Source organism: Mediterranea massiliensis (assembly GCF_900128475.1).
In the GTDB taxonomy this organism is placed as follows: domain Bacteria; phylum Bacteroidota; class Bacteroidia; order Bacteroidales; family Bacteroidaceae; genus Bacteroides; species Bacteroides massiliensis_E.
In genome coordinates, this window is sequence record NZ_LT635839.1 from 321,283 (window position 1) to 339,907 (window position 18,625).

The following is an 18,625-nucleotide window of genomic DNA, read 5'->3' on the forward strand; positions in this document are numbered from 1 at the left end:
TCTCCTGTTGATAACTGGCATTTCCTCCGTCCGTGCCCAACAGAAGGGAAGTAAACAATCCGGCAAGGTGTACCTCACCCCCATGTGTGTTTACGAAGGAGACACCATTCCTTACGTCAAGCTGCCCACCGTCTATATCTTCAAACCGCTGAAGTTCAAAAACAAACGGGCACGCACGCAGTACTACCGGCTGGTGCGCGACGTCAAGAAGGTATTGCCCATCGCCAAGGAGGTGAACCAGATTATCATCGAAACCTACGAATACCTGCAGACTCTTCCGCCCAAAGAACGGCAGAAACACTTGAAGCGGGTAGAAAAAGGACTGAAGGAACAATACATGCCCCGCATGAAGAAGCTCACTTTTGCCCAAGGAAAACTGTTAATAAAGCTGGTGGACAGACAAACCAGCTCAACAGGATATGAATTGGTAAAGGCTTTCCTCGGCCCCTTCCGTGCCGGCTTCTACCAGACGTTCGCCGCTCTGTTCGGCGCCAGCCTCAAGAAAGAATACGACGCTACAGGCGATGATGCCCTGACGGAACGCGTCATCCTGCTTGTGGAGAGCGGACAGCTCTGAACCTTCTCCGCTCCTGCCCCTTTCCGGCTTTAAAAACATGTTCATATCTTGTTGAAACAGCGGTTAACTATCAAAGCTGAAAGAATACAGCAGGCTATGAATCAAACAATTGGTTCTGTTCATAACTTATGAACCATGCCTCCTCCTGCAAGCGGTTTCTTTCCTCCGTTTCCTTTAAAAGATACCTCGGATTGCCTCTACGGAAAGAGGCGGATGCTTACAAGGTTTTCAACTGTTTGAACAAGTCCCAGATGACGATACCTGCCGTTACCGACACGTTCAGCGAATGCTTGGTGCCATATTGGGGGATTTCGATGCAACCGTCGCTATGGTCAATCACTTCCTGTTGGACACCCTTCACTTCGTTGCCCAACACCACGGCATAGCGTTTCCCCTGCTTCAACCGTATGTCTTCCAGCATGATGCTGTTTTCGGCCTGCTCTACCGAAAACACGACGTAGCCTTCCTGACGCAAGTTATCAACAGCTTCAACCGCGTTATTAACATACTTCCAGTCGACCGTGAATTCAGCTCCCAAGGCCGTCTTGTGCATCTCGGGGTGGGGAGGAGTGGCCGTAATGCCGCACAGATAGATACACTCCACACGGAAAGCATCGGACGTACGGAAAACCGAACCAATGTTGTGCAGGCTGCGCACGTTGTCAAGTATCACAACCAGAGGCAGTTTGTCGGCCTTCTTGAACTCTTCAGCACTGATGCGGTTCAGTTCGGTAATCTTCAGTTTACGATGCTCCATAAGTTGAATGTATTAAAATTGCTGCACAAAGATACGACAAATCAAGGGCAGAAACATCAAGCTCGCCCGAATATTCTACCGAAGTGCGGCCCGTCTTGTTCAAAGCGCCCCTTTTCCGTTTATAGAGCGGTTAACAACCGTTGAAAACATGTGGAAACTCGATGAAAAGAAAATGAAAACTTTTTCTTGCACGATTCAAAAGAAACTATATGCGCTGCCAGTTATGAATAATGCAAAAAAGATAGCCATTTTTTTCTCTCCATTCTTCAACCGGTTTTTCAGCATCTTTTCCGCAGGTTATTTTACGAAAGTTATTAACTTTGCACGTTATAAACAGGATGTTGATAACAGACGGAAGAGGGCTTATTATCAGCCTTTCACCTCGTCTTCCCCCGTTGATAAGCTGGTGATAACCGGAGGCAGGAGACTCATAACCCATTTCTGCAAGAAAAAACGGATTTTCTTTTCCACCGTATCAACCGCCTATTATTACCACCATGGGGATTTAAAAAGAAAAAAGAGAAATAAAATTTTTAATGATAAAAAGCTACTATCGATGGAAAAACAATGGTCTTATTTGGAAAAAGGTATTGAAAATCGCAGGAATTGTTGTGCTGGTGCTTCTGCTGGCGTTTGGCGGACTGGTGGGTTATGCCTATTATACGTATAAGAAGGATAACTCCCGTACCGGTGTATGGTATTATGCGGACGAACTCCCGTTGACTCCCGACCAATATGTTGCCGACTTTGATGAAATCCATCAGATTGTGGTGGACAACTATTCGCTCTACCGTCAGAAGGGATTGGACATGGATTCGCTTTACCGTGTTTTTGCACCTCGGATTGGTGCTGCCAGGCAGCCGGCTGAATATGTTCTGTTGGTACAGGAATATATAGCTGCTTTGGGGGCAGGACACGCTAACAGTTTCTTCAGCAAATATACGGCTGCTACTGCACCCAGGGTTATCAACGATTCGTTGTTCATAAGCAAGCCCAACGAGTACCTGCGTGCTGCCGGCTTTTGTGATAAAGATCGCATTACGGCCATTAACGGCATCCCCGTCGGACAATGGGTGGCCGAGCACGAGAAATATGCCTGCGGCTCCACGGCTTCCGACCGTCATTACCGTTCGGCACGGAGCATTTTCCGCAGTTATGTCGATACACTGGTCAGCTACACCGTTCAGCGCGGTACCGACACGCTGACACGGAACTTGCCGTTACGGCGGAACGATTGTGTCTCCTATGAAGAACAGCCTGCCGTTGCGGCCAGAGTGTTGGACGACAGCATCGGTTACCTGGCCATCAACACCATGATGCCTCCCGTCATGGAAGAGTTTGCAACGTGTTATCCTGTGGTGAGCCACTTGCCTTATCTCATTGTTGACGTTCGAGACAACGGAGGCGGAAGCAGTGCCAACGGTGCACTCCTATGCGAATATTTCATCAACCGTCCGCAGCTTCATTGCCTTTCCGATTCCCGTCAGTTGGAGCCCGCTCAAGACGCTTACCGTGGACAGGTATTTCTGTTGACGGGACCTGATACTTTTTCGGCTGCCGAGAGTTTTACTTTGGACATGAAGGAGAGCGGTAACGTGACGCTGGTGGGTGAACCTACCGCTGGAGATACGGGCAACGGACCGAAGAATTTCTGTACCTCACACGGCATCTGGCTTCGTATTCCCACCCGTGAGCCGGACCGTTCGCATCATGGCTTTCCGCTGGAAGGAGAGGGGATTGTTCCCCATTACGTGGTACCTTCTACCGTAGCCGATTTCATGCACGGGCGCGATACGCAAATAGAATTTGTACGGAAACATATAGCAGGTGTCTGCCAAAGTTATTAACTTTGCATCTGAACAAATTACTAACGATTATGGAAAATCTGATACAAGCCATCGAGCAGCTCAAGAAAGAGAAGAATGCCCTGATCATGGGCCACTACTACCAGCGCAGTGAAATACAGGATATTGCCGACTACATCGGCGACAGTTTGGCTCTGGCCCAGCAGGCCGCCAAGACGACGGCCGACATCATTGTAATGTGTGGTGTTCACTTCATGGGCGAGACGGCCAAGGTGCTCTGCCCTGAAAAGAAAGTGCTGGTGCCCGACATGGCAGCCGGCTGTTCGCTGGCCGACAGCTGTCCGGCCGACAAGTTCGAGCAGTTTGTCAAGGAGCATCCCGGCTATACCGTCATTTCATACGTTAACACGACAGCAGCCGTCAAGGCGTTGACTGACGTGGTCGTTACTTCCACCAATGCCCGTCAAATCGTGGAGAGCTTCCCAAAAGATGAGAAAATAATCTTTGGTCCGGACAGGAATTTGGGCAGTTATATCAACTCTGTTACTGGTCGCAATATGCTGATATGGGATGGAGCTTGCCATGTGCACGAGCAGTTCTCGGTCGAAAAGATGGTTGAAATAAAAAAACAGCACCCCCGGGCCGTCATTTTGGCTCATCCCGAATGCAAGGGTGCTGTGCTGAAATTGGCCGATGTCGTAGGTTCTACCGCTGCTTTGTTGAAGTATGCCGTAGCGCATCCGGAGAAAGAATACATCGTGGCTACCGAAGCGGGTATCTTGCACGAAATGCGTAAGAAGTGTCCGCAGACCACCTTCATCCCAGCTCCTCCCGTGGACAGCACCTGCGGATGCAATGAATGCAACTTCATGCGTCTGAACACGATGGAAAAGCTCTACAACTGCCTTAAGAACGAAACTCCAGAGATTACCGTTGATTTCGCTATTGCCGAGAAGGCGGTTCGTCCCATTAGACGTATGCTGGAGATATCGGCACAATTAGGGCTGTAAATTCCGTCTGTCAGAACGGGAATAGGAGAGGGAGTACAAACACCATGACAATGCCCATGATGATTTGTAACGGCAGGCCTACTTTGATGTAATCCATGAACGTGTATTGGCCGGCCGGCATCACCAGTGCGTTGGGCGGGGTGGAGAAAGGCGAGGCAAAACACATGCTGGCGCCTACGGCTACGGCGAAAAGGAAAGGCACAGGACTGGCTTCTATTTGCACGGCGCTATGTAATGCAATGGGAGCCAGGAGCACAGCCGTTGCCGTATTGCTGATAAACATGGTGAGTAGCGAGGTAGTGAAATAGATGCCTGCCATCAAGGCGAAAGGTCCGTATGTGCCCAGTCCTTGCACCAACGAGTCTGATACGAAATCTGATACACCTGTCTTTTCCAGCGCTTGCGACATGGGCAGCATGGCGGCTATTAACACGATACTTTCCCAGTTGATGGTTTTGTAGGCGGCTTCTACGTTGCGGAAACATCCGGTGAGTACCATCAGGATGCCGGCTATCATGACGGCTGTAACCGGCGCGACAGGTATGAAGTCGAAGACCATCATGGCTATCATTAGTAACATGATGAGGGCGGCTACCGGTGCTTTGTAATCCAATGTCACCTTGGCTGCTTCGGCGAGAGGTTGTCCTAATACCACCCAGTCGTTTTCATCTTTGTTCAAACGGGCGATATTTCCCCATGTTCCTTGTACCAGCAGTACGTCGCCGCTGTGTATGGATTTGTTTCCCAAGTCCTGTAACAGATATTCACGTTTGCGTCGGATGCCCAGTACGTTGACGTTGAATTTGTCTCTGAATCCGGCTTCTTTCACTGTGCGGTTTATCAGGTTCGAGGTAGGCATTAGTACGATTTCCGCGATGCCTATGTCATAGAAGTCGAGTGAGTTCCCATTAGTCTCTTCCGAAGCGTGTCCGTCTAGTAAGTTTAACAGGTGTTCTTCAGCGAATTGCTTGATTTTGTGGAAATCTCCTGTCACGTAGAGAATATCTCCTTCGTTGAGTTTCGTATCCGGGTCGGCCAGTTTTTGTGTGATAGTCTTCAGGAAGCGATGTTTTGATAAGTCCTTGCGTCTCACTTCCAATATGTTCAGTTCATATTTTCGGCGTATATCCAGTTCGATGATGGTCTTTCCTAGCAGATTTGAATTTTCTTTCACCTGCAAGCGGAAGAGATTGGTCGATAATCCATATTCGTTTACCAGTTCCTGTAGTGACTTTCCACTTTGGTTCTTTTCTTCTTTCTTTCTTTTCGAAAGAAAAATTTTACTGAGCGGCATCAATACGATGATGCCCACAATGACGCAGACAATGCCGACAGGCAGGAAAGAAAAGAAGGAAAGTGATTCGTATCCGGCTGATACCAATGTATCCTGTATGACCAGATTGGGTGGCGTACCGATAAGAGTCATCATGCCTCCCATGCTACTGGCAAAGGCTAACGGCATGAGTAGGCGGCTGGAAGATATTTCTGCGCTGACGGCCAGGCTTACTACGATGGGAAGCATCAATGCTACGGTACCGGTATTGCTTACAAACGCCCCGATGGCAGAAGTGACTAGTATGACAAGCAGGAACAGTTTGGTTTCACTGTTTCCCGCAAATTTGAGTAGGTGCGAGCTTATCATCCGGGCCAGTCCAGTCTGAAAAATAGCACCGCCTACTACGAACAATCCTATCATCATGATGACCACCGAGCTTGAAAATCCCGACAACGCTTCTTCCGGAGTCAAAATCTGAAATATCAGCAAGGCTACGAGAGAGCATAAGGCTACTAAGTCGGAACGGATTTTACCGTTTACAAAAAATATGGCTGAGAGGGCGAGGATGCTTATGGTAATCCACATAATGACAGGTTTTTATTTTGTGTTGTTTCAGATGGATTTTAGGAACTTGCAGAGCTTCTGCGTAGCTTTGGCCCGGTGGCTGATCTTGTTCTTTTCGGCATTGCCCATTTCCGCAAAGGTCTGGGTATAGCCTTCGGGCACGAAGATGGGGTCGTAGCCGAAGCCGGAAGTCCCTTTCCGTGCTTTGACAATCTCACCCTTGACGATGCCTTCGAACAGATGTTCCTTTCCGTCGATAATCAGGGCGAAGACGGTGCGGAACTGTGCCTTGCGGTTTTCCACGCCTTCCAAGTCATGAAGCAGCTTCTTCATGTTGGCTTCGGAGTTGTGGGTATCGCCTGCATAGCGGGCCGAGTAGACGCCCGGCGCCCCGTTCAGCGCTTCCACTTCGAGGCCGGTATCGTCGGCAAAGCAGTTCAGGTGGTAATTGTCATAAATGTATCTTGCCTTTATCAAGGCGTTTCCTGCCAGGGTATCAGCTGTTTCGGGAATGTCTGCCTGGCAGTTGATGTCCTTCATGCTGAGAAGTTCTATCTTGTCACCTAAGATGTCTTTCACTTCTTCCAGCTTGTGGGCATTGTTGGTTGCAAAGACAAATTTCTTCATATCGCGATAGAATTATTTTACTTTCAGTTTGTCGAAGCCTTCACCATATACACCGATGACGGAGCTTTGCGAGATGAAGGCATTGGGGTCGATGTCCTTGACCAGACGGAAGATTTCGACCGACTGGCGCTTGTAGGCCAGGACTACCAGCACCTTGACGTGCCCCTTGCTGTACCAGCCCGTACCGTCGAGTATCGTTACGCCGCGATGGGTTTCCTTGGTGATACGGTCGGCTATCTTCTCGTATTCTTTGGAGAAGATGAGGAACTGGACCGACTGGCGGGCACTATTTACGATGTAGTCGAGTACAAAACCGATGACGAACAGCGTCACAAAGCCGAATATCACGCGGCGCCAGTCGTGGAAGATGAAGTAGCACGAACTGATGATGACCACATCACAAGCCATGATCATGCGTCCCAGTGTTACGTCACGGTACTTGTTGATGATGGCGGCGATGATATCCGTTCCGCCGGTACTTCCGTTGCAGTTGAACACTACACCCAGGCCGACACCGCACATCGAGGCACCGATGAGGCAGGCCATGAAGTCCTGTCCGGGTCCCAGAATCTGGGGCGGGATGCCGTCAGGGCCATTCACCAGCTTTTGGAACAGCCATAACAGGAATGTCAGCATGAAGATGGCATAGGTCGTCTTGATGCTGAATTTGGGACCCAGTATCTTGATGGCAAAAGTCATCAGTACAGCATTGATGATGAAGTAGGACCATTGGATGGGAAAGCCGGTGGCATAATAGATAATGGCACCGATACCTGTCGTTCCACCCGTTGTTATCTGGTAGGGAATCAGAAAAGCCGCCCATGCCAGCGAATAGCTGATAAGTCCGAGGGTGATTACGATGTAATCTTTCAGCTCCCTCATCAATGCTGTTTTACTTGGTTTACTGATATGCATAGTTCAATTAGATTTACTTCACTACCACGTTCACAATCTTCTTCGGCACGACGATGACCTTTACAACCGACTTGCCTTCCATCCATTTGGACGAACGTTCGTCGGCCAGCACTTCTGCCTGGATGGTTTCGGAAGTGGCGTCAACGGGGAATTCCTTGTTGAAGCGGGCCTTGCCGTTGAAGGAGATGGTGTAGTTGACGGTGTTTTCCACCAGATATTCCTCGTTGTAGGCCGGCCAGTGGGCATCGCATACGGAACCTGCATTGCCCAGCGTCTCCCACAACTCTTCGCAGACGTGGGGAGCGAAGGGAGCCAGCACAACTACCAGCGGGTTCAGGATTTCCTTCTTGTAGCACTTCAGACCGGTCAGTTCGTTGACACAAATCATGAAGGCACTGATGCTGGTGTTATATGAGAAGGTCTCGATGTCGCCTGTCACCTTTTTGATGAGCTTGTGGAGTGACTTCAGTTCGTCCTTTGTGGCGGCTTCGTCGGTCACGAGGTACTGGCCCGAGCGGTCGTAGAAGAGCGACCAGAATTTCTTGAGGAAGCGGTGTACGCCGTCGATACCATTCGTATCCCAGGGCTTGGACTGTTCTACAGGGCCGAGGAACATCTCGTACATACGCAGCGTATCGGCACCGTATTTTTCGACAATCATGTCGGGGTTTACGACGTTGAACATCGATTTCGACATCTTTTCAACTGCCCAACCGCAGATGTACTTGCCGTCTTCGAGGATAAACTCGGCGGTATTGTATTCAGGACGCCAGTTCTTGAAGGCTTCCACGTCGAGCACGTCGTTCGACACGATGTTCACATCCACGTGGAGTGGGGTGGTGTCGTACTGGTCTTTCAGGCCCAGCGACACGAAGGTGTTGGTATCCTTGATGCGGTACACGAAGTTGCTTCGTCCCTGGATCATGCCCTGGTTCACCAGCTTTTGGAACGGTTCTTCCACAACGGAGATGCCCAGGTCGTGCAGGAACTTGTTCCAGAAGCGGGAGTAGATTAAGTGGCCGGTGGCGTGCTCCGTACCGCCTACATAGAGGTCTACGTTGCGCCAGTATTCGTCGGCTTTCTTGGAAACCAGTGCCGTGTGGTTGCGCGGATCCATGTAGCGCAGGTAGTAGGCGCTGGAGCCTGCGAAGCCCGGCATGGTGTTCAGTTCGAGCGGGAAGACGGTCTGGTTATCAATCTTGCTGTTCTCAACGACACAGTTGTTCACCGTGTCCCAAGCCCACTTCGTGGCATGTCCCAATGGCGGTTCGCCTGTTTCGGTAGGCAGGAACTTGGCCACTTCGGGCAGCTCCAGCGGCAGGCAGCTTTCAGGAATCATGTAGGGCATGTTGTCCTTATAGTAGACGGGGAACGGTTCGCCCCAGTAGCGCTGGCGGCTGAAGATGGCGTCGCGCAGGCGGTAGTTCACCTTGACGCGGCCCAGGTGGTGTTCCTTGACGTATTTCTTGGTGGCGGCGATGGCTTCTTTGATGGTGAGTCCGTTCAGCGACAGGTCGCAATAGGGAGTGGCGCCGGCCTTCGGAGAGTTGCAGACGATGCCTTCCTTGGCGTCGAAACTTTCTTCGGAAACGTCACAACCCTCGACCAGCGGACGGATTTCCAGGCCGAAGTGCTTGGCAAAGGCGTAGTCGCGCGAGTCGTGGGCAGGTACGGCCATGATGGCACCCGTTCCATATCCGGCCAGCACGTAGTCGCTGATCCAGATGGGCACTGCCTCGCCCGTGAAAGGATTGATGGCATACGAGCCCGAGAACACGCCGCTGACGCTGCGGTCGCTGATGCGTTCGCGCTCCGTACGCTTCTTGGTGCGGTCCAGGTAGGCTTCCACTTCGGCCTTCTGGGATTCGGTGGTCACTTGCGGAACCAGTTCGCTTTCAGGCGCCAGCACCATGAACGTCACGCCGAACATCGTATCGGCGCGGGTGGTAAAGATGGTAAATTCCAGGTCGCTGTCCTTCACCTTGAACTGCACCTCGGTACCTTCCGAGCGGCCTATCCAGTTGCGCTGCGTTTCCTTCAGCGAGTCGGTCCAGTCGATGGTCTCCAGTCCGTCGAGCAGACGCTGGGCGTAGGCCGACACGCGCAGACACCACTGACGCATCTTCTTCTGTACGACAGGATAACCGCCGCGCTCCGATACGCCGTCCACCACTTCGTCGTTGGCCAGTACCGTGCCCAACTGAGGACACCAGTTCACCATCGTTTCGCCCAGGTAGGCGATGCGGTAGTTCATCAGCGTCTCCTGCTGCTGCTTTTCGTTCATAGCCTTCCACTCGTCGGCCGTGAAGCTCAGTTCCTCGCTACAAGCCACGTCCAGTCCTTCGGTGCCGTTGGCTTCGAAAGCCTTCACCAGCTGGGTGATGGGCTGTGCCTTCTGCAACTTGTTGTCGTAATAGCTCTGGAACATCTGCTGGAAAGCCCATTGCGTCCAGTGGTAGTATTCGGGGTCGCAGGTGCGTATCTCGCGGCTCCAGTCGAACGAGAAGCCTATCTTGTCGAGCTGTTCGCGATAGCGGTTGATGTTGGCGGAAGTAGTAATTGCAGGGTGTTGGCCGGTCTGGATGGCATACTGCTCGGCGGGCAGGCCGTAGGCGTCGTAGCCCATGGGGTTCAGTACGTTGAAACCTTGCAGTCGTTTGTAGCGGGCGTAGATGTCCGAAGCGATGTATCCCAGCGGATGTCCCACGTGCAAGCCTGCACCCGAGGGGTAGGGGAACATGTTCAGTACATAGAATTTCTGTTTTGTGTCGTCTTCCGTTACCTGATAGGTTTTGTTTTCCACCCATCGTTTCTGCCATTTCTGTTCAATCTCCCTGAAATTGTATTCCATACTGATATCTATTAATAAATTGTTGAAAACGTGTTTATATCTTCTTTTTTCGGTTTATAGGTCGGTTAATAAACCGTTGCAAATTTACAGGTTTATTTTCAGATTTGCTTATCAAGTCGATAAAAAACATTGGGTTGCGGGAATACGTTGCTTACTTTTCTCGTAATTTTGCGCCCGAAAAAAGAAGATTCGAGTTATGAACATAGCAAAATTGAAAGGCCATGCTTCCATGCTGGCCGCCAACAGCATGTGGGGACTGATGGCTCCCCTGGCCAAATTCGTGATGATAGGAGGAGCGGTGAGCTCGCTGGTGATGACCGACCTGCGCGTCTTCGGCGCCATGATTCTTTTCTGGATCTTTTCCTTCTTCCAGAAGCCCGAGCATGTGGGTCACAAGGATTTGATGAAACTTTTCGGAGCTTCGTTGCTGGCCATCGTGTTCAATCAGGGCAGCTACATCTTCGGTGTGGGACTGACGTCGCCCGTCGATGCGTCCATCATCACCACCAGCATGCCCCTCATCGCCATGATACTGGCGGCCATCTTCCTGAAGGAACCTGTCACGGCCAAGAAGATACTGGGCATCGCCCTGGGTGCCTCGGGTGCGTTGCTGCTCATCATGGGCAGTTCGCAGGCGTCGGCTTCGGCGGCCACGAAGGGAGGCAATCCCATCCTGGGCGACCTGCTCGTGCTGCTGGCCCAGTGCAGCTATGCCTTCTACATTGTGCTGTTCAAGAATTTCGTGGCCAAGTATTCGGCCATTACCGTGATGAAGTGGATGTTCACCTACGCGTTCATCTGCCTGCTTCCTTTCTCGTACGACAGCTTGCTGGCCACCGACTGGCTGGCGCTCGACGGGATGCGCATCGCCTCGATTGCTTTCGTGGTGGTAGGCGCCACGTTCCTCAGCTACATCCTGATCATCGTGGGACAGAAGAACCTGCGTCCTACCGTGGCGGGCATGTACAACTACATCCAGCCGCTGGTCGCCACGATTGTGGCCGTGTGCTGGGGCATGGATACCTTCAACCTGACCAAGGTCTTTTCCGTAGTGATGATTTTCGGCGGTGTCTGGCTGGTGACTTCCAGCAAGAGCCGTGCCGAGATGGAGGCCTACGAGGCTGAGAAGCAGCAGGGAAATCTGGATACAAAGGCAGAGTAGGAGGGAAGAGGATGGAAGGCGGCAAGGATTGGAAGTGGCACCTGACGGCCATCGTAGTGGTAGGCATCTGGGGCATGACGTTCATCTCGACGCGTGTGCTGATAGAGAACGGGCTCACGCCGCAGGAGATTTTCCTGTTGCGCTTCCTCATCGCCTACGTGGGCATCTGGTTCATCTCGCCTCGGACGCTGCTGTGCCGCACCTGGCGCGACGAGGGCTGGATGCTGCTGGCGGGCGTGACGGGCGGTTCGCTCTACTTCCTGACGGAGAATACGGCCCTCGAAGTGACGCTCACCACGAACGTGGCCTTCATCGTGTGCAGCACGCCCCTACTCACCATGCTGCTGGCCAGGCTCTTCTATCGGAGCGAGCGGGCCACGTGGTGGCTGGTGGGCGGTTCGTTGCTGGCCCTGCTGGGCGTGGGGCTGGTCATCTTCAACGGCAATTTCGTGCTGAAGCTTTCGCCGCTGGGCGACGTGCTTTCGCTGACGGCCGCCCTCTGCTGGGCTTTCTATAGCCTGATCATGCGTCAGGTGGCCGACCGTTACTCCACGGCCTTCATTACCCGCAAGGTCTTCTTCTATGGCGTGCTCACCATTCTGCCCGCTTTCCTGGTGCGCCCGTGGCAATTTCCGCTGGAGGCGTTCGCCCGTCCTGCCGTGTGGATGAACCTGTTGTTCCTCAGTGTGCTGGCTTCGCTGGTGTGCTTTGCGGTGTGGAACGTCATCCTCAAGCGGCTGGGCACCGTCCGCGCTTCCAATTACATTTATCTCAACCCCATTTTCACGTCCGTGGGCTCCCTGCTTTTTCTGGGCGAACCGTTGACGCCTGTGGCCCTGCTGGGTGCGGCTTGTGTGCTGTGCGGCGTCTATCTGGCGGGGAAGAAGTGAGTGACAGTCTGTCTTTGTTTTCAGTCTTTTTGCTTTCCTTTTGTACGGAAACGTGCCTTTCTGCTTACACGTCCCTTTCGTCCGTGGCATCAACCAGCAGGTTCAGACGGCCGAAAACGTCCGTTTGAGCGGGGCAGAACGTAGGTTTTCCCCCGTCAGATTGCTTGTTTCCCCTCGTCAGGTTGTATGTTTTCTCTCGGAAAAAGCACTGTTTTCCGAGGGAAAAGGCACTGTTTTCCCCGCTTTCGGGCTTCGAAACCTCTGCCTTCGGGCTTCCGAAGTCTCGAAGGGCGGCTTTCCGCCTCGTTTTTTCTTCCAAAATTTTTGTAAGGATTTCGCTATCCGTTTGTCGGTGAACAAGTAAGGCCTTCCGCGCTCCGTTCTTTTGCATCGGCCTTGCCTTCGGATCGAAACAAGCGATTCTCGGGCGGTTTGAAAATCAAAGTGTCAATCTGTCAATAGGCGGCGGACGAAGTCGGCCGATTTTTTATCAGCTCCCGATGTATGTGGCAAATAAATATTACTTATATTTGTAGCAACATTAAATCAAGACCATTATGCACAACAAGATTGCCTTTCTGACGGCAGCCGCAGCCCTGTGGCTGGCCGCCTCGTGCACGCAACGGGACAAATGCGTGGAGAACCCCCTGATTGAGTCGGCCAACACCATGACGCTCGACATTTCCAAGGTAGAACTGAGCGACACGGCCACCGTGCTTCATACGGATGCCTATTTCCGTCCGGGCTATTGGATCAAGATCACTTCCGAATCCTACCTGCTGGCCGACGGCAAGCGTTACGCCCTGACCGGCACGCAAGGCATCGAGGCCGATTCGCTCTTCTGGATGCCCAAGTCGGGCGAGGCTTCTTTCCAGCTGACCTTCGAACCGTTGCCGCGCGGCACGCGCTCGTTCGATTTCATCGAGGGTGATTGCGAGGATTGCTTCAAGCTGTTCGGTGTCGACCTGACGGGCAAGAAGGCTTTCGACCGCCTTTCTGACATCCCTGCCGACGTCATCCGTGCTTCGGAAACCGCTCCCGATGCCGTGCCCGAACCTCAGTTCAAGGTGGGCGAAACGGTGGTACACATGCACCTTTCGGGCTATCGGAAGGAGCTGGCCAAGGAAGCTAATATTTACCTCAATACGCTGATGAACGGCCAGCAGCCCTATACAGCTGCTATCGACTCTGCAACGGGTAGGGCCGAATTCAAGTTCTGGCAATACGGACCTGCACAGGCTTTGATTAGCGTAGGCATGGGAAATGGACAAATATGGCTGGCGCCGGGCGAGGAGATAGACCTCTACGTGGACATGCGGCGTAGCGGGCAGTATATTCTGAAGCGCCGGGCTGAAAAGAAACAGTTGCCGGCATTCGAGACCATTCCTTTCTGTTACTTCTCGGGCACATACGCGGGCCTGTCGGCGCCGTCTTTGTATTCGGATAAGTATTATGGTATGAACTTATATACAGGCGAGTTTGCCGACTACAAGATGACGGCTGCCGAATACACACAGCATGTCATCGGCCGTTATCAGGCCCTATCGGACAGCATCGCCCAAAGCAAGCTGCCGCCCGCAGGCAAGGAACTGGCCTTGATCAATCTGAAGCAGGAGGCGGTCGAGGCCATGGCACAAGGCGATTTCTTCCGCGAACACAATTACAGAAGGATACATAACCAATGGGACCGCTCCAAACCTCTGGACCTCAAAATCGACCCGCTGACGGCTGAGAACCGTGTGGAGCTGTGCAAGCTCTTCTCTATTGCCGACCCCAAGTTGCTGATGGGGCAGCATGCGATGGAGTATGCATCGGCTGTAGCTAATCCCCGAATCGCATGGCCCAAGGAAGCGGGCCTGGAAGGTACCTTCGCTTCCGCACTGAAGCTGGCGTTGCCTCTGGTACAGAAAGCCTCGAACGCCGCCCTCACCGAAGCCGACCTGAAGACGCTGGACGGTGTACAGAACCCCTTCTGGCGCGAAGCCTTGCTGAAGATGCAGGAGAACACGCTGGCTCTGCTCAAGGCTGTCGAAGGGAAAGCCGTCATCGAGCAGACGCCCGACGTGCCTGTGGAGAAGCTCTTCGACGCCATCATCGCCCCCCACAAGGGCAAGGTCATCCTCGTGGACTTCTGGAATACCTGGTGCGCGCCCTGCCGCATGGCCATCAAGGCCAACGAGCCGCTGAAGGACGGCGAGCTGAAGAGTGACAACCTGGTGTGGATCTACATCGCCAACCAGACCTCCCCGCTCGTCAAGTACAAGGAGATGATACCCGACATCAAGGGCAAGCACTACCGCCTCACCGACAAGCAGTGGGCCTATCTCTGCGACAAGTTCAAGATAGACGGCATCCCCTCGTATGTGCTGGTGGACAAGCAGGGCAAGTACGGCCTCCGCAACGACTTCCGCGACCACGGGAAGATGAAGGATACGTTGAAGGGAATGATTGAGTAATCCTCTATATAAATAAAGAATAACACCATGGAAAGATATCAAGTTGCCATTATCGGCGGAGGTCCTGCGGGCTATACTGCCGCCGAAGCTGCCGGACGGGCAGGACTGAGCGTTGTGCTCTTCGAGAAAAACAGCCTGGGGGGCGTCTGCCTGAACGAGGGCTGCATCCCCACCAAGACGTTGCTGTATTCGGCCAAGACCTACGACGGCGCGCGCCATGCGTCGAAGTATGCCGTGTCGGCCGAGAACGTGGGCTTCGACCTGCCCAAAATCATCGCCCGCAAGCAGAAGGTGGTGCGCAAGCTGGTGCTGGGCGTCAAGGCCAAGCTGACGGCCCACAATGTAAAGATCGTGACAGGCACGGCCGAAGTGGTGGACAAGAACCACATACGCTGCGGCGAAGAGGTGTATGAGTGCGACAACCTGCTGCTCTGCACCGGTTCGGAGACGTTCATTCCGCCTATCGCAGGCGTGGACACTGTGCCCTACTGGACGCATCGCGACGCGCTCGACAACAAGGAGCTACCCCAGTCGCTGGCCATCATCGGCGGCGGAGTCATCGGCATGGAGTTCGCCTCGTTCTTCAACAGCCTGGGCGTGCAGGTGACGGTCATCGAGATGGTGGACGAGATACTGGGCGGCATGGACAAGGAACTCGCCGCCCTCCTGCAGGCCGACTATGCCAAGCGCGGCGTGAAGTTCATGCTCAGCACGAAGGTCGTTTCGCTGGCCGTGGCCGAAGGCGGGCAGGTACAGGTGGGGTATGAGAATGCCGAGGGTGCAGGCTCTGTCGTGGCCGAACGGCTGCTGATGAGCGTGGGTCGCCGCCCCGTGACGAAGGGTTTCGGGCTGGAGAACCTCGACCTGCAGAAGACCGAACGCGGCAGCATCGTGGTGGACGAACACATGCAGACCTCCCTGCCCGGTGTCTATGTCTGCGGCGACCTGACGGGCTTCTCGCTCTTGGCCCATACCGCCGTGCGCGAGGCCGAAGTGGCCGTGAACCACATCGCAGGCAAGGAAGACGCGATGAGTTACCGTGCCATCCCCGGCGTGGTATATACCAATCCTGAGATTGCGAGCGTAGGCGAGACGGAAGAGTCATTGCAGCGGAAAGGCATCACCTGCCGCGTAGTCAAGCTGCCTATGGCCTATAGCGGCCGCTTCGTAGCCGAGAACGAGGGCGTGAACGGCCTCTGTAAGCTCATCCTGGCCGAGGACGACACCATCTTGGGGGCACACGTGCTGGGCAATCCCGCCAGCGAGATCATCACCCTGGCCGGCATGGCCGTCGAGCTGAAGTTGAAGGCTGCGGAATGGAAGAAGATAGTCTTCCCGCATCCCACGGTGGGCGAGATTTTCCGCGAGGCGTTGTGATTGGGGGGCACCACAGAGTTGCACAGAGGAAGATTCAAAACTCCGTGGAACTTTGTGTCATCTGTGTCCAAGATATAATATTCAATTCCTAAACTGATGAATATGTTTCGGATATTACTGATATGGGCGGTCCTGCTGGGACCGCTTTCCTTTGTCTGCGCGCAGGCCGACAGTCTGTTGCGGGCACGTATCGACACCCTCGTAAAGCATGACCTGCCGCCTGGCGGCAACGCGGGTATCTGTATCTACGATTTGACGGCCGGGCGCACGCTCTACGAATACCAGGCCGACAAGCTGTCGCGGCCCGCCTCGACCATGAAGGTGATGACGGCCATCACGGCCTTGTCGCAGCCGGGGGCCATGGAGCCCTTCCGTACGGAGCTGTGGACTACGGGCCGCGTGGTGGGCGACACGCTGAAGGGCGACCTCTACGTAGTGGGCGGCTTCGACCCTGAGTTTGATGAAGACGACTTGAAGGAACTTATTGGCGATTTGACGAAGCGGGGCATCCGTGTGGTGGACGGGGATATCGTGGGCGACGTGTCGATGAAGGATTCGCTCTACTGGGGTTCGGGCTGGCTGTGGGACGACGCTCCCGCTGCCTATCAGCCTTATCTCTCGCCGCTGATGCTGAACAAGGGCGTGCTCCAGCTGTCGATACTCCCCGACGAACGGGGCCTGTCGGCACTGGTCATTGGCCATCCATCTTCCACGTATTATACAATAGAGAACCACACGCGCAGCCGTTCGTCGGCCGCAGGCCCCTTGAGGGTGACGCGCAACTGGATGGAGAACGGCAATCACATTACCCTGCAAGGCAATGTACAGACGGCGGAAGGCCGTTCGTTCAGCCTGTTCGACTCCGGCCGCATGTTTATGCACGTCTTTGTGGAGCGGCTGATGGAGGCGGGTATTCATTGTACAGCTGTGGCCGACAGTACCCGGGCGGGGATTGAGGCGGCTTACCGTTTCGCCGACCTCCCGCAGGAGGGCAGACGCACGAAGTTGGCTGTACACGAAACTTCCCTGCAAGCCGTGCTCAACGTGATGCTCAAGGAGAGCGACAACCTGAACGCTGAAGCCATGCTCTGCCGGGCGGGCGTGCTGGCCACGGGCGGCAAGAAGCGGGTGTCGGCCAAGGACGGACTGGACGCCATGCGGACTCTCATCAGACGTGTCGGGTTGGATCCGAAACATTATAGTCTGGCCGACGGGTGCGGCCTGTCGCACTACGACTACCTTTCGCCCGAGCTGCTGGTGGCCATGCTTCGCTATGCCTATTCGCGCAGCGACATCTTCTCGCCGCTCTACAAGGCCCTTCCCGTGAGCGGAGTGGACGGCACGCTGAAGTACCGCATGGGCTACGGCACGCCCGCCTTCCGGCAGGTCCATGCCAAGACCGGTTCTTATACGGGTATCAATGCGCTGGCGGGCTATCTGAAGACGGCCGATGACCATTGGGTAGCCTTTGCCATCCTGACGCAGAATGTGCTTTCGGGCCGCCAAGCGCGTGCCTTTCAGGATGCCGTGTGCCTGGAGGTTGTGAAGGTTTCCCTTCGGAAATGACTAATCTTTCGTCAGTGCCTCTTTCAGTTGGGCAATGGCGGTTGCTGCGTCGCCTTGGGCTTCGTTGAGCAGGGTGACGAACCGGCTGCCGATGATGGCGCCCGATGAGGCTTGGCAGGCTGCTTCGAACGTAGCCTTGTTGGAAATGCCGAAGCCTACCAGTCGCGGATGTTTCAGTCCCAGGCTGTCGATGCGGTGGAAGTAGGCCTGCTTCTGTTCGTCGAACGAGCGCTGGGCTCCCGTTACAGCGGCCGAAGACACCATGTAGATGAAGCCTCCCGTCTGACGGTCAATCTCCCGTACCCGTTCGTCGCTCGTTTCGGGTGTGACAAGCATCACCACGTGCAGGCCGTAGCGTTCGGCTGTTTCCTTGTAGTGAAGGCAGTACTCGCGCAGGGGCAGGTCGGGGATGATGAGGCCGTCGATGCCGCACGCCCGGCAGCGTTGGCAGAAGGCTTCGAAGCCGAATTGCAGGATGGGGTTAAGGTAGCCCATCAGCAGCAGCGGGATGTGCACCGTGCGACGGATGTCGGCCAGTTGGTCGAAGAGGAGGCGCACGTTCATGCCGTTGCGCAGCGCGGTGGTGGTGGCCTGCTGGATGATGGGGCCGTCGGCCAGGGGGTCACTGAAGGGGACGCCTACTTCAATCATGTCTACGCCTGCGTCCTGCAGGGCCTGGATGGTGGCGGCAGTGCCGTCGAGGGTGGGGCAGCCCGCACAGAAGTAAATGGAAAGGATGCGGCTGCTCTTGGTCTGGAAAAGTTGGTCTATACGGTTCATGTTTTTAGTTTT

Annotated in this window: 15 protein-coding genes; 9 read left to right on the forward strand and 6 right to left on the reverse strand. The window is 54.1% G+C overall.

Annotated elements, in window-relative coordinates:
• Nucleotides 1–7 precede the first annotated feature (7 nt).
• On the forward strand, nt 8–577 hold the full coding sequence (locus tag BQ7483_RS14810) for a DUF4294 domain-containing protein (RefSeq protein WP_235847374.1): 570 nt from the start codon (nt 8–10) through the stop codon (nt 575–577).
• A 217-nt stretch (nt 578–794) separates the two neighbouring features.
• On the opposite strand, the gene BQ7483_RS14815 is transcribed toward BQ7483_RS14810, so the two are convergent.
• Nucleotides 795–1,334, reverse strand: coding sequence for an RNA methyltransferase (locus BQ7483_RS14815; RefSeq protein ID WP_072546421.1), 540 nt, complete (start codon nt 1,332–1,334; stop codon nt 795–797).
• Between the two features lie 148 nt (nt 1,335–1,482).
• On the opposite strand from BQ7483_RS14815, the gene BQ7483_RS18075 reads away from it, so the two are divergent.
• From BQ7483_RS18075 to nadA, 3 genes are read left to right on the forward strand one after another with little or no spacing between them, the layout of a single operon-like run.
• A complete protein-coding gene (locus BQ7483_RS18075) occupies nt 1,483–2,004 on the forward strand; it encodes a hypothetical protein (protein ID WP_235847375.1) in 522 nt (173 codons plus the stop codon).
• The gene (locus BQ7483_RS14820) at nt 1,925–3,181 is read left to right on the forward strand and encodes a S41 family peptidase (protein ID WP_235847376.1); all 1,257 of its coding nucleotides are present in this window, start codon (nt 1,925–1,927) and stop codon (nt 3,179–3,181) included. Before BQ7483_RS18075 ends, BQ7483_RS14820 begins: the two co-directional genes overlap by 80 nt.
• Nucleotides 3,182–3,210: 29 nt before the next feature.
• Nucleotides 3,211–4,149, forward strand: a complete 939-nt coding sequence (gene nadA, locus BQ7483_RS14825; protein ID WP_022021753.1) for a quinolinate synthase NadA — start codon at nt 3,211–3,213, stop codon at nt 4,147–4,149.
• A gap of 10 nt (nt 4,150–4,159) precedes the next feature.
• Here the strand turns inward: nadA and BQ7483_RS14830 are convergent, their stop codons facing one another.
• The 4 genes from BQ7483_RS14830 to leuS are packed head-to-tail and all read right to left on the reverse strand — an operon-like array spanning nt 4,160 to nt 10,382.
• Nucleotides 4,160–6,010: an SLC13 family permease gene (locus BQ7483_RS14830; RefSeq protein ID WP_072546423.1), complete on the reverse strand. Its 1,851-nt coding sequence runs from the start codon at nt 6,008–6,010 to the stop codon at nt 4,160–4,162.
• Between the two features lie 27 nt (nt 6,011–6,037).
• Entirely contained in the window at nt 6,038–6,616 is a 579-nt protein-coding gene (locus tag BQ7483_RS14835) for a non-canonical purine NTP diphosphatase (RefSeq protein ID WP_072546424.1), read from the reverse strand.
• A 12-nt stretch (nt 6,617–6,628) separates the two neighbouring features.
• Entirely contained in the window at nt 6,629–7,531 is a 903-nt protein-coding gene (locus BQ7483_RS14840) for a YitT family protein (protein ID WP_072546425.1), read from the reverse strand.
• A 13-nt stretch (nt 7,532–7,544) separates the two neighbouring features.
• Nucleotides 7,545–10,382 carry a leucine--tRNA ligase gene (gene leuS / locus BQ7483_RS14845; protein ID WP_072546426.1) on the reverse strand — a complete coding sequence of 946 codons (2,838 nt, stop codon included), beginning with the start codon at nt 10,380–10,382 and terminating at the stop codon, nt 7,545–7,547.
• A 196-nt stretch (nt 10,383–10,578) separates the two neighbouring features.
• On the opposite strand from leuS, the gene BQ7483_RS14850 reads away from it, so the two are divergent.
• From BQ7483_RS14850 to dacB, 5 genes are all read left to right on the forward strand, one after another.
• The gene (locus BQ7483_RS14850; protein ID WP_072546427.1) at nt 10,579–11,544 is read left to right on the forward strand and encodes a DMT family transporter; all 966 of its coding nucleotides are present in this window, start codon (nt 10,579–10,581) and stop codon (nt 11,542–11,544) included.
• Nucleotides 11,545–11,555: 11 nt separating this feature from the next.
• On the forward strand, nt 11,556–12,434 hold the full coding sequence (locus BQ7483_RS14855; protein ID WP_072546428.1) for a DMT family transporter: 879 nt from the start codon (nt 11,556–11,558) through the stop codon (nt 12,432–12,434).
• A 557-nt stretch (nt 12,435–12,991) separates the two neighbouring features.
• Complete coding sequence (locus BQ7483_RS14865; RefSeq protein WP_072546430.1) at nt 12,992–14,890, forward strand: TlpA family protein disulfide reductase; 1,899 nt, start codon at nt 12,992–12,994, stop codon at nt 14,888–14,890.
• Between the two features lie 27 nt (nt 14,891–14,917).
• Entirely contained in the window at nt 14,918–16,267 is a 1,350-nt protein-coding gene (gene lpdA, locus BQ7483_RS14870; protein ID WP_072546431.1) for a dihydrolipoyl dehydrogenase, read from the forward strand.
• Between the two features lie 96 nt (nt 16,268–16,363).
• Nucleotides 16,364–17,833: a D-alanyl-D-alanine carboxypeptidase/D-alanyl-D-alanine endopeptidase gene (dacB, locus tag BQ7483_RS14875; RefSeq protein ID WP_072546432.1), complete on the forward strand. Its 1,470-nt coding sequence runs from the start codon at nt 16,364–16,366 to the stop codon at nt 17,831–17,833.
• Here the strand turns inward: dacB and trpA are convergent, their stop codons facing one another.
• Nucleotides 17,834–18,613, reverse strand: a complete 780-nt coding sequence (trpA, locus tag BQ7483_RS14880; protein ID WP_072546433.1) for a tryptophan synthase subunit alpha — start codon at nt 18,611–18,613, stop codon at nt 17,834–17,836.
• Nucleotides 18,614–18,625 lie beyond the last annotated feature (12 nt).

What these genes read in the sequence shown, in the direction of transcription:
- BQ7483_RS14815 (WP_072546421.1), bottom strand. Translation starts at nt 1,334, where the DNA reads ATGGAGCATCGTAAACTGAAGATTACCGAACTGAACCGCATCAGTGCT.
- BQ7483_RS18075 (WP_235847375.1), top strand. Translation starts at nt 1,483, where the DNA reads ATGTGGAAACTCGATGAAAAGAAAATGAAAACTTTTTCTTGCACGATT.
- nadA (WP_022021753.1), top strand. Translation starts at nt 3,211, where the DNA reads ATGGAAAATCTGATACAAGCCATCGAGCAGCTCAAGAAAGAGAAGAAT.
- BQ7483_RS14830 (WP_072546423.1), bottom strand. Translation starts at nt 6,010, where the DNA reads ATGTGGATTACCATAAGCATCCTCGCCCTCTCAGCCATATTTTTTGTA.
- BQ7483_RS14835 (WP_072546424.1), bottom strand. Translation starts at nt 6,616, where the DNA reads ATGAAGAAATTTGTCTTTGCAACCAACAATGCCCACAAGCTGGAAGAA.
- BQ7483_RS14840 (WP_072546425.1), bottom strand. Translation starts at nt 7,531, where the DNA reads ATGCATATCAGTAAACCAAGTAAAACAGCATTGATGAGGGAGCTGAAA.
- leuS (WP_072546426.1), bottom strand. Translation starts at nt 10,382, where the DNA reads ATGGAATACAATTTCAGGGAGATTGAACAGAAATGGCAGAAACGATGG.
- BQ7483_RS14850 (WP_072546427.1), top strand. Translation starts at nt 10,579, where the DNA reads ATGAACATAGCAAAATTGAAAGGCCATGCTTCCATGCTGGCCGCCAAC.
- BQ7483_RS14855 (WP_072546428.1), top strand. Translation starts at nt 11,556, where the DNA reads ATGGAAGGCGGCAAGGATTGGAAGTGGCACCTGACGGCCATCGTAGTG.
- BQ7483_RS14865 (WP_072546430.1), top strand. Translation starts at nt 12,992, where the DNA reads ATGCACAACAAGATTGCCTTTCTGACGGCAGCCGCAGCCCTGTGGCTG.
- lpdA (WP_072546431.1), top strand. Translation starts at nt 14,918, where the DNA reads ATGGAAAGATATCAAGTTGCCATTATCGGCGGAGGTCCTGCGGGCTAT.
- dacB (WP_072546432.1), top strand. Translation starts at nt 16,364, where the DNA reads ATGAATATGTTTCGGATATTACTGATATGGGCGGTCCTGCTGGGACCG.
- trpA (WP_072546433.1), bottom strand. Translation starts at nt 18,613, where the DNA reads ATGAACCGTATAGACCAACTTTTCCAGACCAAGAGCAGCCGCATCCTT.